We start from the raw sequence: 13,542 nt of genomic DNA, 5'->3' as shown, positions 1-13,542 counted from the left end.
GCCCCCTTCTTCGCGATGAACAAGCGCCGTTCACCCTACGGCGGGGGCCGCGCCGCCCAGATCGCGGAGGAACCGCGGCGGGAACGCACGGATCACACGGGCGCGTACGGCAGGATTGGGGGTATGGCAGCGGAGTTCTCTCGACCTGGATCCCTCTACGGCGCCGTGGACCTCGGCGCACGCAAGCAGGCCCTCGAGGCCCAGGCGCGGCGTGAGGCCGCCGGGCCGGCCGGAGCCGCCTCGGCGGACGTCATCGAGGTGACCTCGGCCACCTTCAACACCGACGTCGTGGAGCGCTCCCTGAGCGTTCCCGTGATCGTCGAAGCGACGGTGCCCAGGGCCGAGCAGGTCCGGCAGTTCAGCGGCGTAATGGAAAAGCTGGCCGCTGAGGCGGCGGGCGCGTGGGTGCTGGCCAGGGTGGACGTGGAGGCCGACCCGCAGCTCGCCCAGGCGCTGCGGATGCGGGCGGTGCCCACCGTCTACCTGGCCTTCCAGGGGCAGCTCATGCCCCTGTTCGAGGGTCCGCTGCCGGAGTCGCAGCTCCGGCAGGCGTTGTCGCAGGTGTTCGAGCAGCTCGGCGTGGAACTGGCCGAGCAGGGCGAGGGAGAGGCCGCGGAGCCGCCGATCGACCCCGACCTCCTCGCGGCCGACCAGGCCGTGGAGAAGGGCGACCTGGACGCCGCGGCAGCGGCGTTCGAGCGCCTGCTGGCGCGGTCGCCCTCGGACGAGGGCGCGAAGATCGGCCTCGCCGGGATCGGGCTGCTGCGGCGCACCCAGGACCTCGACCCCGCCGACGTGCTGCGCCGGGCCGCCGAGGACCAGGACGACGTGGACGCGCAGACCAGGGCCGCCGACGTCGAGATGGTGAACGGGCAGGTGGACGAGGCGTTCGACCGGCTCATCGCGCTCGTGCGGCGCACCCGCGGCGCTGAGAGGGAGAAGGCGCGGGTCCACCTGCTCGGGCTTTTCGACGCGCTGCCCGGCGACGACCCCTCGCTTTCCCGCGCGCGCAGGGCACTGGCCAACGCGCTCTTCTGACCGGTTCGGGCCCGCGCCGCCGGCCCCCTGAGCGGTACGGCGGCGCGCGGTTCGCAACAGGTTCGGTACGGGGTCAGGGCTGAATCGACCGGCCGGGGATGGCACGATGGGTAGCACCCAAGAGCCGTCCGGCCGGATGCGCGGGCGTGGCAGCCACGCGGAGGCCCGCTCGACTGGCGCAGCCGGTAGAGCACGGCCAGGCAACACCCCGCAAAGGAGCGGATAGACGTGGCCACCGTGCCCAGCGTTTCCTACTCGATCACTGTGCGCCTCGAAGTGCCCGCGGGGGGCAAGGCGGTAAGCCTGCTGACCCACGCGGTGGAGAACGCCGGCGGCGTGGTCACCGCCCTCGACGTGACCAACGCGGGTCACGAGAAGCTCCGCATCGACGTGACGTGCGCGGCCAAGGACGCCGACCACGTGCAGGCGATCGTGGACAGCCTCGGCGCGGTCGAGGACGTCACGATCCACAAGGTCTCCGACCGTACCTTCCTCATGCACCTCGGCGGCAAGATCGAGATGCAGTCGAAGGTCCCCCTGCGTAACCGCGACGAGCTCTCCATGGCGTACACCCCGGGCGTGGCCCGGGTCAGCCTGGCGATCGCGCGCAACCCCGAGGACGCCCGCCGCCTCACTATCAAGCGCAACTCGGTCGCCGTCGTGACCGACGGATCCGCCGTCCTCGGGCTCGGCAACATCGGCCCCGCCGCCGCGCTGCCGGTGATGGAGGGCAAGGCCGCCCTGTTCAAGCGGTTCGCCGGCATCGACGCCTGGCCCATCTGCCTCGACACCCAGGACGTGGACGAGATCGTCGCCACCGTGCGCGCCATCGCGCCGGGCTTCGGCGGCATCAACCTGGAGGACATCTCGGCGCCGCGCTGCTTCGAGGTGGAGCGGCGGCTGCGTGAGCTGCTCGACATCCCGGTCTTCCACGACGATCAGCACGGCACCGCCATCTGCGTGCTCGCCGCGCTGACGAACGCGCTGAAGGTCGTCGGCAAGGAGCTTTCCGAGGTGCGGATCGCGATGGCGGGCGCGGGCGCGGCCGGCACCGCCGTCCTGCGCCTGCTGCTGGCGGCCGGGGCGCGGAACGTCATCGTCTGCGACTACCTCGGCGCGGTGCACCTCGGCCGCGACGACCTCGACGAGTCGCTGCGGTGGATCGCCGAGCACACCAACGGCGAGGGGTACGGCGGTGACCTGCGCGGCGCGGTCAAGGGCGCCGACGTCTTCATCGGCGTCTCCGCGCCGGGCATCCTCACCGGGGACGACGTCGCCGCCATGGCGAAGGACGCGGTGGTCTTCGCGCTGGCCAACCCCGAGCCCGAGGTCTCGCCCGACGACGCCCGCGAGCACGCGGCGGTCGTGGCGACGGGCCGCTCCGACTATCCCAACCAGATCAACAACGTGCTGGCGTTCCCTGGTGTGTTCCGCGGCCTGCTCGACGCCCAGGCGAACGGCGTGACGCAGGAGATGCTCCTGGCGGCGGCCCGCGCGCTGGCCGCGGTCGTGACCAGCGAGGAACTCGGCCCCAACTACATCATCCCGAGCGTCTTCCACCCCGACGTGGCCAACGCCGTGGCGGCCGCCGTACGGGAGTCGGCCGGGGGCAGAGCGCGCGGTTTCACCGAGGCCTGACCTCGCCCCGCGCCCTAGGGTGACGTCGTCATCGCGCTGAGTAACATGGCGCGGCAAACCGGGGTCGGCGTACACGAATCCGCAATCCTCCCTCATGATGGGATGTATGGCGGAAGCGATCTACGTCGGCGGGTTGCTCGTTGCGACGCCACTGCTCGACGACCCCAACTTCCGGCGTAGCGTGGTGCTCGTCCTGGAGCACGACGAAGACGGCGGCACTCTGGGCGTGGTGCTCAACCGGCCCAGTGAGATCGCCGTGACCCAGGTCCTGCCCTCGTGGGACTCCCTGGTCACGGGTCCTCCTGTGCTGTTCGAGGGCGGCCCGGTGCAGACGGACAGCGCGCTCGCGCTGGCCGTCGTGCTCAGCGGGGAGGAGCCGCTGGGCTGGCGCCGGTTGCAGGGCAGGGCGGCGGTCTCGCGGCTCGGCACGGTGGACCTCGACGCGCCGCCGGAGATACTCGCGGGGGAGATCTCCCAGATGCGGATCTTCGCGGGGTACGCGGGCTGGACGGCGGGACAGCTCGAGAACGAGCTTCAGGAGGGCGCCTGGTACGTCGTGGACTCCGATCCGGGGGACACCTTCCACCCGAACCCGGCCACGCTGTGGCGCACCGTGTTACGCCGGCAGCGGGGGGATCTCGCGCTCGTCGCGACCTTCCCGGACGACCCCCTGCTCAACTAGGAGCCTGCTCACGAAGGCTTATGGGCTCGCGGGGCCGGGAGCCGAGCTCAGGGGGACGGCTCGACCGGGGGCCGCAGGCCGAGCCACTGCTCGGCGTCCCATGCCCGGAACCGCTCCACCTCGGTGAACCCCAGTTTCGCCGCGAGGCGCATCGAGCCGGCGTTGGCGGTCTGGGTGGTGAGCACCACCGGCTCGCCGGGAAGGACACGGTCGAACCAGGCGAGTGCCGCCGCGCAGGCCTCGGCGGCGTATCCGAATCCCCACGCCCGCGGCAGGAACAGATAGCCGAGATCGGCCTTCCCCACGGCAGCCGGGCGGCGATGCTCCGTTGCCCTCCTGAGCAGGATCTGGCCGATCATCGCCCCATCGAGATCGACGACGAAGCTCCCCGGCCACCGCTCGGGCACTCCCGGCATCTCGCGCTCGAGCTCGTCACGAGGCCGGGGGCCGCCGAGGTAGGTGTGCACCTCCGGTGAGGCCAGCAACTCGATGAACGCCGCGCGGTCCCGGGCCGCGGACTCCCGGAGCACGAGGCGTTCGGTCCTGATCGGGACCGGCGGCCACGCGACGGGTCCAAGCTCGATCATGCCGGGCAACCTATCGCAGGCGCCCGAACCCTCTGCTCAGCAGCTTCTGGGGCATGGCACGCCCCTGGGCCGTGCGGGGCACGCGGAGGCCGGGCGCGCGGGGGGAACGCGCCCGGCCAATGGTGGAACGCCACGTCTCAGCTCGCGTGACAGCTCAGCTCGCGGTGCGGCTCAGTTCGCGGTGCAGTTCGCCGCCGGCGCCGCGTTGGCGCCGTTCCAAGAGCCGAGGAACCCGAACGAGGTGGACGCCCCTGCGCCGAGGCTTCCGTTGTAGCTCACGTTCTTGGCGGTGACCGACGACCCGCTCGACGTCACCGTGGCGTTCCACACCTGGGTGATCGTCTGGCCGTTGGCGTAGGTCCAGGTCACGGTCCAGCCCGAGATCGCGCTTGAGCCGGCCTTGACGGTCACCTCGCCCTGGAAGCCGCCGCCCCACTGGTTGGTGACCTGGTACGTCGCCGTGCAGCCCTTGGCGCCGCCGCTCGGGGACGGGGACGGGCTCGGGGACGGGCTGGGCGAGGCGCTCGGAGACGGGCTGGGCGACGGGCTGGGGGAGGCGCTGGGCGACGCCGACGGGCTGGCGGACGGGCTCGCCGTCGGCCCGCTGTAGATCGTCGCCTCCTTGGCGGTCGCCTTGATGCCGTTGGCGCCGTTGAAGAGCCGCTGGCCCCACGAGGTGAGCTGGCCGACGTTGAAGTTCGTCACCTGGTCCAGGTATTCGACGCCGCCGCCGTTGCCGCTCCACGACCAGCCGAGGTAGCCGACACCCCGCGACTGGGCCTGCGCCATGATCGTGTCCTCGTCGGGGTTGCCATCCGAGTGCATGTCGCCGAACTCGCCGATCACCAGCGGCAGCCCTGCGGTCTGGAACGCCTGGAGGTAGGCGGTGATCTCGGCGGCCGTGTCGAAGACGCCGTACATGTGGATCGAGAAGACGGTGTTCTTCTGCGGGTCGCCGTCGAAGACCGACGCGGCGTTGTCCCGCATGACGAACTGCCAGTCCTGGCCCCAGTTGGGCGCGTCGACCATCAGCATGTGCTGGAACCCGGCCGCCCGCATCCTGCTGATCGCGTTCTTGGTCGCGCTGGTCCAGGCGGACGGGTTGTTGTTGCCGTACGGCTCGTTGCCGATGTTGATGACGACGTGGTTCTCGTGGCCGGTCAGCACGCTCTTGAGGCCGATCCAGTAGTCGACCGCCTGATCGAGCGTGTACGCGCCGCCCTGCTCGCCGTAGCCGGTGGTGTCGTGGTTCTCAAGCACGCAAATTAACCGGTTCTGCACGCATCGCGTGATCACGGCGGAGACGTCGCTCGCCGAGTTGGCCGTCCAGCGCCCGCCGCTGAGCACGACGCGGACGGTGTTCGCGCCCAGCGACTTGATGTCGGCGAACGAGCCCGTCTGGGCCGGGTACCAGGTGTGCGCGTGGCTGGTGCCCCGCATGATGAACTGGTTTCCGTTTGCCTCGAGAATCTTCGTGCCGCTGACGTGGAGTCCGGTGGCGGCCTGCGCGCTCTGGGTCGTCGCGATCACTGACATCAGGAGGGCGATGACGGCCGCGCCCGCGGCGATGAAACGTGTTCTCATTTGGGTACCTCGGGTGGGGGAGCGGCGCCGGTCGGAGCGCCGAACGCACCATAGGCGGGGGGAGCCGGAGCCGTACAGCGCGCGTCCTCCGGGGCGGCCGTCATGGGATCGTGGCAACTGAACCGGTTCTGCTGCCTGGGCCCACCGGACCAGCGCGATCTCCCCTCGGACGCCCTCGCCGCGGTAGTGAAACACCGATGAAACGTTCACCTGTTGTCCCGGTGAGGCGGCCTCTAGCGGTGCGGGGGCGGGTGGGTGATCTGTAGGGTCGGCTGCCATGCCCGATCTCGATGTGCCTGCCCCCGGCGAGCCCGGCCCCGGCGCCACCGGTCCCGGACAGGCCGGTGGCGCCGCGCCCGTGGTGGACTGGGCGCCCCCGGGCGCCGTACGGCTCGCCGGGGGTGTGCCGGTCGCCCTGGTGGCGCCGGGCGCGGGGCTGACGTCGCTGCCCGAGACGCTTGGCGACATGGGCACGCTCCGTCACCTCGATCTCGACGGGAACGCGCTCACGAGGCTGCCCGCGTGGATCGCGCGCCTGGAGCGGCTGCGGGCCCTGCTGCTCTACGGCAACCGGATCACGGCACTCCCTCCCGAGCTGGGCCGCGTCGGGTCGCTCGAACATCTCGGCGTGGGGCGCAACGCGCTGAGCGCCGTGCCCGAGACCCTGTGGCGGCTGAGCTGGCTGCGGTCGCTCGTCCTGGCGGAGAACGAGATCGAGGACCTTCCTCCGGGCCTGGGACGCCTCCGCGAGCTGCGCATGCTCGACCTGGGCCACAACCGGCTGCGCGAGGTGCCCGCGGAGATCGGCGACCTGCCCTGCCTCACGGACTGCCTCTACCTGAGCGACAACGACTTCACGTCGGTGCCTGCCACGCTGGGACGGCTCGACCGGCTCGGCTATCTCAACCTCGCCGAGAACCGGCTGGCCGCGCTGCCCGCGGAGATCGGCGGCATGACCGGCCTGCACGAGCTGCGCGTCCACGACAACCGGCTGACCGCGCTGCCGGAGACGATCGGACGCCTGACCGGGCTGCGCGAGCTGCACCTGAGGAACAACCGCATCGCGGAGTTGCCAGGCTCGATCGGCGGGCTGGGCGCGCTGCGCCACCTGGACCTGCGGGGCAACCCCCTGGAGCGGCTGCCGGACTCCGTCGTACGCCTGACCGGCCTGGCCCACCTGGACCTCCGGGCGACCCGCCTCACCACGCTCCCCGGCGGGCTGGCGGAGCTGCCCCGGCTTGAGAAGCTCGACTTGCGCTGGACCAAGTTCGAGGAGGTGCCCGGCTGCGTCCGCCCGCTGCGCGAGCGAGGGTGCGTCGTGCTGCTCTGAGGCGGCACGGGGCGGCCGCGTGTGGCTCCGGTCCCGGCGTCAGCTCGCGACCGACGCGGGTGCGGCCTCGGCGCGTACGGGCAGGTCCCAGCCGGGCCGCAGGGAGCGCTCCGCCAGCGTGAGCAGTTCCTCGTATCGGCGTGCCAGGCCGCTTAGGTCCTCCGTCGGCCCGTCCATGCAGAGCAGTCCGATGCTCACGAAGACCGACACGACGAGCTGCGACTGCAGGTCGTCGGGCGTCGTCCCCCTCCTGCGGGCCACCTCGGCGATCAGCCTGCGCTCGTTCTCCCTGATCAACCGCATCGCGCCCCCGAGCAGGACCGGTGTGGAATGGACGAGCCGCTGAGCCTTCACCACCCTGCTCGCCTCGGCCCCATCCGCCTCTTTTAGGATGCTCAGCATGGCGCGCATCGACTGACTCAGCGCGGTGAACGGCGGCTCCGACAGCGGCCGGGCGACCAACTCGGCGAGGAACATCTCCTGCTCGTCGGCCGTCGGAGAGAGCGCCACGTCCTCCTTGGAGGCGAAGTAGCGGAAGAAGGTCCTCGGCGAGACCTCCACCCGGGCGGCGATCTGGTCGATCGTCGTCGCCTCGTAGCCCTGGGAGAGGAAAAGGTCGAGGGCCGCGTCGATCAGGGCGTCCCTCGTCCGCTGCTTCTTGCGCTCACGCAGACCCACGGCGGTCACCTCCTCGAAACTCTCGGTTCACAGGCTGTCAGATGTCACCGTATGTCGGATAAAAGCATTTGTCATCTGTCATGAGCTGACATAAATTACTGCGGGTCTGCTCAGTGTCGCTAAGGGGGAACCTCCATGACTCAAGCCGCATCGGCGGTGGACGCCGACGCGTCTCCGGGACGGAGCCAGGGCCATCCTTGGCTCACACTGCTCGCCGTCTCGCTCGGCGTCATCATGGTCATGCTCGACGGCACGGTCGTGGCGATCGCGAACCCGGTCATCCAGGTCGAACTCAATGCGACACTGGCCGACCTGCAGTGGGTGACGAGCGGTTACCTGCTCGCGCTGGCGGTCTTCCTGATCACCGCGGGCAAGCTCGGCGACCTCTTCGGGCACAAGCGGGTGTTCCTGATCGGTGTCGTCGGCTTCGCGCTGACCTCCCTCGCCATCGGCCTGTCGTCCTCCATCGGCATGCTGATCGCGCTGCGCGTGCTGCAGGGACTGTTCGGCGCGTTGCTCCAGCCCGCCGCGCTGGCGTTGCTCCGGTCGGCGTTCCCCGGCGAGAAGCTGAACGCGGCCATGGGCGCGTGGGGCGCGATCCTCGGCCTGTCGAGCGCGGGCGGCCCGATCATCGGCGGCGTCCTGGTGGAGCACGTGAGCTGGCAGTCGGTGTTCTTCATCAACGTGCCGGTCGGCGTGGTGGCTCTGGCGTTCGGGCTGTGGGCGCTGCGGGAGAGCAAGGCCAAGACGCTGTCCAGGATCGACTGGCTCGGCGTCGTGCTGCTGTCCGGTGCGATGTTCGCGCTGGTTTGGGCGATCATCAAGGCCCCCGAGTGGGGCTGGGGCGACGCCAAGACGCTCGGCTTCCTCGCCGCCGCCGTGGTGGTCGGGGGCGTGTTCCTGTTCTGGCAGTCGAAGGCGCGCGAGCCGCTGCTGCCGCTGTCCCTGTTCGCCAACGCCTCGGTCTCGATCGGGACCGTTCTCATGATCCTCATGCCGTTCGCGATGTTCGGCGTGATGTTCTTCCTCACGTTCTTCTTCCAGGGCGTGCACGGGCTGAGCCCGCTCGACTCCGGCCTGCGGATGCTGCCCATGAGCGCCGGCATGATCGTCGCGTCGCCCATCGCGGGCATGCTCATCGGCAGGCTCGGCCCGAGGTTCACCATCGCGGGCGGCATGGTGATCGCCGCCGTCGCCATGTTCCTCATGTCGCGGCTCAGCGTCGACGCGGCCTTCGCCGACACCGCGATACCGTTCGTGCTGCTCGCCTTCGGCCTGTCGCCGGTGTTCGTCGGCGCCACCGAGATCATCGTGGGCAACGCCCCCGAGGAGCTGAGCGGCGTCGCGGGCGGCGTGCAGAACTCCGCGATGCAGGTCGGCGGCGCGCTCGGCACCGCCATCCTCGGCGCGGTCGTGTCCGCCAAGGTGGCCTCGGTGCTGCCGGGCTACCTCGGCCCGATCGCGCAGGGCGTCAAGCCGGAGGAGATGGAAGGGCTGAAGGCCCTGGCCTCGGTGGGCCAGGCCCCGCCCGGGCTCCCGGCCGAGGTGGCCAAGACGATCGCCGACGCGGCGCACCTGTCCTTCATGGACGGCCTGCACCTCGGCTTCCTCGTGAGCACGGGGGTCGCCGTCGTCGCGGCGATCCTGGCCCTGTTCGTCAGGGCCGGCAGGAAGACCGAGGGCGCCGCGGTCCACATGGGCTGACGTCCTTTCTTCCCGTACGGCTCCCGCCTCCCCAGCGGGAGCCGTACGCGTGGGAGGGCCGGGGCTCACGTCTCGCTCAGTAGACTTGTCACTCGTGAGCGGCACGAAGATTCTTCCCGAGAGCGACGTAACACCCCGGCTCTCGCACGGCGACGGTGACCACGAGCGCTTCTCGCACTTCGCCGACAAGAACAAGATCACTGAGAGCTACGTGACCGGCGCGCCGGTGCGGGCCCTGTGCGGCAAGGTCTGGGTGCCCAGCCGCGACCCGAAGAAGTATCCGGTCTGTCCGGAGTGCAAGGAGATCTACGACGGGTTGCCCAAGGGCGAACCGTCCGGAGAGCCGTCCGGCACCTGAGTGTCGATCCGGGATCATCACTTCCCCTGCGGCTAAGGTCAGCCTTCTGACCAGCCGTATCGGGGGAACGAATGGTTCGGCGACCCATCGCCGTCGTCCTTGCATGCCTTTACGCGCTGGGTGGCGCCTGCGCCACCCCGGCGTCCGCCGCCCGGATGAGCGGGGGGCACGCCGGCGCCGGAATGCGTGGTTCGCCGGTCTCGCGGCCGGACGACTGCCTGGTTCGCCAGGCCGCGCCGCCGCGCGGCCACTCCTCGCCACAGCGTCGCAAGGCCGTGGCGCACGCCCGCCAGGCAGTGCCCCAGACCCGTTACGGCGTGTCCCAGGCCCGTCAGGCCGCTTCACAGCGCCGGCGCGGCGAGGCCGGGCCCACCCGTGCGCTACCCCAGCCGCCCGTCCACCCGTCGAAGCCGCGTGAGCCCGGGCCCGGCGACGCCGCCCGGATCCAGGCCGACCCGGCCCGCCGGCTTCCGGCGGCGCGGGGGGAGGGAACGGCGCCGAGAGGGAAGGCGCCCGGCGTCCCAGCCCGGATCACGGTCCCGGTGTGGGTGCACATCATCAAGGACCGTGCGCTCGGCCTGCCCGACGCCGCGGTCTCCAAGCAGATCGCGGTGCTGAACACGGCCTACTCCGGCGGGTACGGCGGGGCGGACACCGGCGTGCGCTACGAGCTCAAGGGCATCACGCACACCGATAACCGGAGCTGGTTCCACGACCCCCTCGGCTACGAGGAGCCGATGAAGAAGAAGCTGCGGGTCGGGGGTCCGGAGACGCTCAACCTGTACATCGCGCAGCTGAGCCGGCTCGTGCTCGGCTACTCCACCTACCCGTACTGGTACGACGACGAGCCGGTGCTCGACGGCGTGGTCATCGACTGGCGGAGCGTGCCGGGCGGCCCGCTGCGCGACTTCGCCAGAGGCTTCACGGCCGTGCACGAGATCGGCCACTGGCTCGGCCTGCTGCACACCTTCGAGAACGGCTGCAAGGCCCCGGGCGACTCGGTGGACGACACCCCCGCCGAGGCGCACCCGACGAACGGCTGTCCCGCGAAGAAGGACACCTGTCCCGCGCCGGGCGGCGACCCGATCCACAACTTCATGGACTACGGCCAGGATCGCTGCATGCGCGAGTTCACCGCGGGCCAGGGCGTACGCGTCCACCAGATGTGGGACACCTACCGCCGCCCGTCGGCGCGGACGGCCGACGCGGGGCCGCGCAAGGCCGCCGCCGACCTCAAGGAGCCCGCCGGGGACGACGCGGACGACCCCATGCCTGACAGCACCAGGGACGGAGGGGAGGATGTCCTCGAGTCCCGGGCGGAGCACGAGGTGCGGGTCGATGACGAATCGGTGTGAGCCGTTGACGTGACGGCGCGGGTGTGAGTAACTCCACAGCAGCGTTCAAGGTCATGGAGCCCCGCGCCCGGCCCTGAGCGCCGAGTCGCTCGCCGGTTCCGTCCCACGCGCGCCCGGCCAGGCCGCCCGGGAGGCTATGTGGATGACCAGTGGATGCGCAGGGTCTGGCCTCCCGCCGAGGGGGAGTCCCCGCCGTCCGAGGATGACCCCACCCGCCCGTACGGGCGGGGCGAGCCCTCGTCGTCCCCGCAGTGGCCCACACGGCCCTACGGCGCCCCTGAGGCCGACGACGAGGAGAGCTTCACCCGCGCGTACCGGCTGCCGGGCGACGCGGCGGAGGAGAGGGCCAGGCGCGCGGGCCCGGTGCGGGAGGGTTTCGCCGCCCGCCCCTACATCCTGCCGGACAGGAGCGAGGCGGGGCAGGAGGGCCGGAGCCCACGGGAGCGGCCCGAGGCGGCGCGGAGCGCGGATGAGGGCTTACCCCGGGCGTACCGTCTGCCCGGCGACGTGACCCCTCAGGGACCGGCGCACCCGGGAGCCGAGGGCGCCGGAGGCGGCTTCACCCGCCCCTACGGCGCGCCGGTGTCCGATGCGCGGCAGGCCGACCGCCCGTACGACGTGCCGACGTCCGGAGCACGACCGCCCGACCGTCCGTACGGCGCGCCGGTGGGCGATGCGCGACCGGCCGACCGCCCGGCGTGGCCTTCACTGGGGCTGGAGCCGGGAAAGACCGAGGACGACCTGCCCCCGTCGGCCCGTCGCTACCGCCCGCCCGCCACGCCGCCCCGGCGGATGCCCCGCTGGTTGCGGCGCCTCCTCGCCGGCGGACTCGCGCTGGTCTGTTCCGCCGCCGTCATCGGCGCGGTGGTGGTCACGGTCCTGCAGCGAACCGAGAGCGTGCCCCCCACGGTGGTCCACGACCAGATCGCGGGGGTCGCCTTCACGCTGCCGCCGCAGTGGCGGGAGGGCGTGGTCGCGCCCGTGACCGGCTTCACCTCGTCCGCCGCGCGTGGCGACAGCGCCACGGTCATGGCGCGGCCCGGCGACCCCGTGGACCCGCCCAACCTGCGCTCGGCCGTGATCGACCTGGGCGACCTCTACACCCAGCTGCTGCTGCACGGCGACAAGGTCGAGGTGGTCGACGACCGCGCGGTGACCGTCGGCGGGCGGCCCGGCCACACCCGCGCCGTACGCGCCGAGTACACCGACGTCGTCAACGAGCCCGCCTTCATGCGGGTGACCCTGCTGACCCGGCCGGACGGCGGCAGCACGGTCCTGCTCGGGCTGGCCCATCCCGACGATCCCCGCTCCCGGGCCGAAATCGAGGGCTTGATGTGGGGAGCCCGCTGAGCTCGCCGTGAAACCGCCGCGCCGGTCGCGCCACGGCCGCGCTTCGATTTATGGAAATGACCCCCTGTCGCCCGTTCTTGGGGCGTTCGGCGGGAAATTACTCCCGAACTATGCGATAGGGCGTCGTACCCGCTCAGCTCTATTTCCTGGATGTCCGGCTGAAGCCTCATATAGGTGCGTTGGGTGGCACAACGATGTTCACGTGTGGAATAAGAGGAGATAGTGAGATGGCTGGGACGGCTTTGAGTAAGGCGTAACATCTGTTTGCCGGTATCCAGTAAGTGGCTCACTGCCCGCGTTTCCCCTGACGGGTATCTTCGGTGTCGCATCGCGTGAAAACGCGTTGGCCCGGAAAGACCAATTCTCACATGGGGGGAAATCAAATTGATTTCTCGTAGTAGCAGCTCGGCCGCTGGTACGCGTGGCGCCGGTCGCCTGCTGATGTGGTCCGCGGCGGCGGCGGTGACCTGCGCGACCGTTGGGCTGTCCGGTGCGGTCGCGGCGAGCGCGGCGCCGGTGAAGAACACCCCCGCCACGCAGGCGGCGAACCCGGCCGGGGAGAAGGACAAGAAGGTCGTCGTCTACCCGCGCCTCGACTCGACGAACATCGTCACTGACTTCACCGCCGTCCCGGTGGCCGGGACCACCCCGGCTTTCGTGCTGCCGACCGGCTCGACCACATACACGGGATCGGCCCGCCGGGGCCACGTCTGGGTCCACGACACCACCGGGTGGAGGGACATCACCTCGCAGTTCCCTGCAGGCTACTACTACGACATCAGCCTGGCCGCGGGTCCCAGCACGGCGTTCACGGGCACTCTGCCCACCACGATCGTGTCTCCGTCGGCCACCGGAGCTCCCGCGGGGCTTCTGAGGGTCACCGTCCGCAGGGCTGACGGCGCCGTCTACCGCACCGACTGCACCGTCTCGGACGTCACCGGCACCACCGGCGCCCGCCGGGCGCTGGGCGCCGTCACCTGCGCCGCCGCGGTAGCGCTCTGACGGTTCACTAGGCCCAGGTAGTGAACAAGGGCGGACAGCCCCTGGACGCGTCAGCTTCCGGGGTTGTCCGCCCTCGTACGTGTGTGGGGGGTGTCCTGCGCGGGATGGCCCGGCGCCGCCGCAGGCCGCGTGCCGTACCCGGGCGTCGCGAACGGCGCCGCGGGATGGAGATCGTGTGCTGGAGAGCCGGGGCGGCGGCGGGAGCCGGCGACGCCGACGTGCGCAGTCTCATAGCG

General features: G+C 71.1%; 12 protein-coding genes. 9 read left to right on the top strand and 3 right to left on the bottom strand.

Annotated elements, in window-relative coordinates; all coding sequences use genetic code 11:
• Window positions 1–123 precede the first annotated feature (123 nt).
• The 3 genes from HHX31_RS22295 (at window position 124) to HHX31_RS22285 (ending at window position 3,358) form a co-directional block, all read left to right on the top strand.
• Window positions 124–1,038 carry a tetratricopeptide repeat protein gene (locus HHX31_RS22295; protein ID WP_169950277.1) on the top strand — a complete coding sequence of 305 codons (915 nt, stop codon included), beginning with the start codon at window positions 124–126 and terminating at the stop codon, window positions 1,036–1,038.
• Between the two features lie 228 nt (window positions 1,039–1,266).
• Window positions 1,267–2,676 (top strand): NAD-dependent malic enzyme, encoded by a 1,410-nt coding sequence (locus HHX31_RS22290; protein WP_169950276.1) that lies wholly within the window; start codon window positions 1,267–1,269, stop codon window positions 2,674–2,676.
• A 106-nt stretch (window positions 2,677–2,782) separates the two neighbouring features.
• A complete protein-coding gene (locus tag HHX31_RS22285) occupies window positions 2,783–3,358 on the top strand; it encodes a YqgE/AlgH family protein (protein WP_169950275.1) in 576 nt (191 codons plus the stop codon).
• Between the two features lie 47 nt (window positions 3,359–3,405).
• On the opposite strand, the gene HHX31_RS22280 is transcribed toward HHX31_RS22285, so the two are convergent.
• Window positions 3,406–3,945 (bottom strand): GNAT family N-acetyltransferase, encoded by a 540-nt coding sequence (locus HHX31_RS22280; protein WP_169950274.1) that lies wholly within the window; start codon window positions 3,943–3,945, stop codon window positions 3,406–3,408.
• Window positions 3,946–4,116: 171 nt separating this feature from the next.
• Window positions 4,117–5,529: a cellulase family glycosylhydrolase gene (locus HHX31_RS22275; protein WP_169950273.1), complete on the bottom strand. Its 1,413-nt coding sequence runs from the start codon at window positions 5,527–5,529 to the stop codon at window positions 4,117–4,119.
• A 277-nt stretch (window positions 5,530–5,806) separates the two neighbouring features.
• Here HHX31_RS22275 and HHX31_RS22270 point away from each other — a divergent pair, with 277 nt between their 5' ends.
• Window positions 5,807–6,859 carry a leucine-rich repeat domain-containing protein gene (locus HHX31_RS22270; RefSeq protein ID WP_169950272.1) on the top strand — a complete coding sequence of 351 codons (1,053 nt, stop codon included), beginning with the start codon at window positions 5,807–5,809 and terminating at the stop codon, window positions 6,857–6,859.
• Between the two features lie 39 nt (window positions 6,860–6,898).
• Here the strand turns inward: HHX31_RS22270 and HHX31_RS22265 are convergent, their stop codons facing one another.
• Entirely contained in the window at window positions 6,899–7,537 is a 639-nt protein-coding gene (locus HHX31_RS22265) for a TetR family transcriptional regulator (RefSeq protein ID WP_169950271.1), read from the bottom strand.
• A 135-nt stretch (window positions 7,538–7,672) separates the two neighbouring features.
• Between HHX31_RS22265 and HHX31_RS22260 the strand changes: the two genes are divergently transcribed.
• From HHX31_RS22260 to HHX31_RS22240, 5 genes are all read left to right on the top strand, one after another.
• Window positions 7,673–9,241, top strand: coding sequence for a DHA2 family efflux MFS transporter permease subunit (locus tag HHX31_RS22260; RefSeq protein ID WP_169950270.1), 1,569 nt, complete (start codon window positions 7,673–7,675; stop codon window positions 9,239–9,241).
• A gap of 94 nt (window positions 9,242–9,335) precedes the next feature.
• On the top strand, window positions 9,336–9,599 hold the full coding sequence (locus HHX31_RS22255; RefSeq protein WP_396711455.1) for a DUF3039 domain-containing protein: 264 nt from the start codon (window positions 9,336–9,338) through the stop codon (window positions 9,597–9,599).
• A 182-nt stretch (window positions 9,600–9,781) separates the two neighbouring features.
• On the top strand, window positions 9,782–10,954 hold the full coding sequence (locus HHX31_RS22250) for a zinc metalloprotease (RefSeq protein WP_169950268.1): 1,173 nt from the start codon (window positions 9,782–9,784) through the stop codon (window positions 10,952–10,954).
• A 138-nt stretch (window positions 10,955–11,092) separates the two neighbouring features.
• Window positions 11,093–12,304, top strand: a complete 1,212-nt coding sequence (locus HHX31_RS22245; RefSeq protein WP_169950267.1) for a hypothetical protein — start codon at window positions 11,093–11,095, stop codon at window positions 12,302–12,304.
• Between the two features lie 462 nt (window positions 12,305–12,766).
• A complete protein-coding gene (locus HHX31_RS22240) occupies window positions 12,767–13,306 on the top strand; it encodes a hypothetical protein (protein ID WP_169950266.1) in 540 nt (179 codons plus the stop codon).
• Window positions 13,307–13,542: the final 236 nt, after the last annotated feature.

It is taken from the genome of Microbispora sp. H11081 (assembly GCF_012999535.1).
GTDB lineage: Bacteria > Actinomycetota > Actinomycetes > Streptosporangiales > Streptosporangiaceae > Microbispora.
The sequence above is the reverse complement of the archived record's forward strand: the minus strand, read 5'-3'. Positions and strand labels throughout refer to the sequence as shown.

What these genes read in the sequence shown, in the direction of transcription:
- HHX31_RS22280 (WP_169950274.1), bottom strand. Translation starts at nt 3,945, where the DNA reads ATGATCGAGCTTGGACCCGTCGCGTGGCCGCCGGTCCCGATCAGGACC.
- HHX31_RS22275 (WP_169950273.1), bottom strand. Translation starts at nt 5,529, where the DNA reads ATGAGAACACGTTTCATCGCCGCGGGCGCGGCCGTCATCGCCCTCCTG.
- HHX31_RS22270 (WP_169950272.1), top strand. Translation starts at nt 5,807, where the DNA reads ATGCCCGATCTCGATGTGCCTGCCCCCGGCGAGCCCGGCCCCGGCGCC.
- HHX31_RS22260 (WP_169950270.1), top strand. Translation starts at nt 7,673, where the DNA reads ATGACTCAAGCCGCATCGGCGGTGGACGCCGACGCGTCTCCGGGACGG.
- HHX31_RS22295 (WP_169950277.1), top strand. Translation starts at nt 124, where the DNA reads ATGGCAGCGGAGTTCTCTCGACCTGGATCCCTCTACGGCGCCGTGGAC.
- HHX31_RS22250 (WP_169950268.1), top strand. Translation starts at nt 9,782, where the DNA reads ATGCGTGGTTCGCCGGTCTCGCGGCCGGACGACTGCCTGGTTCGCCAG.
- HHX31_RS22285 (WP_169950275.1), top strand. Translation starts at nt 2,783, where the DNA reads ATGGCGGAAGCGATCTACGTCGGCGGGTTGCTCGTTGCGACGCCACTG.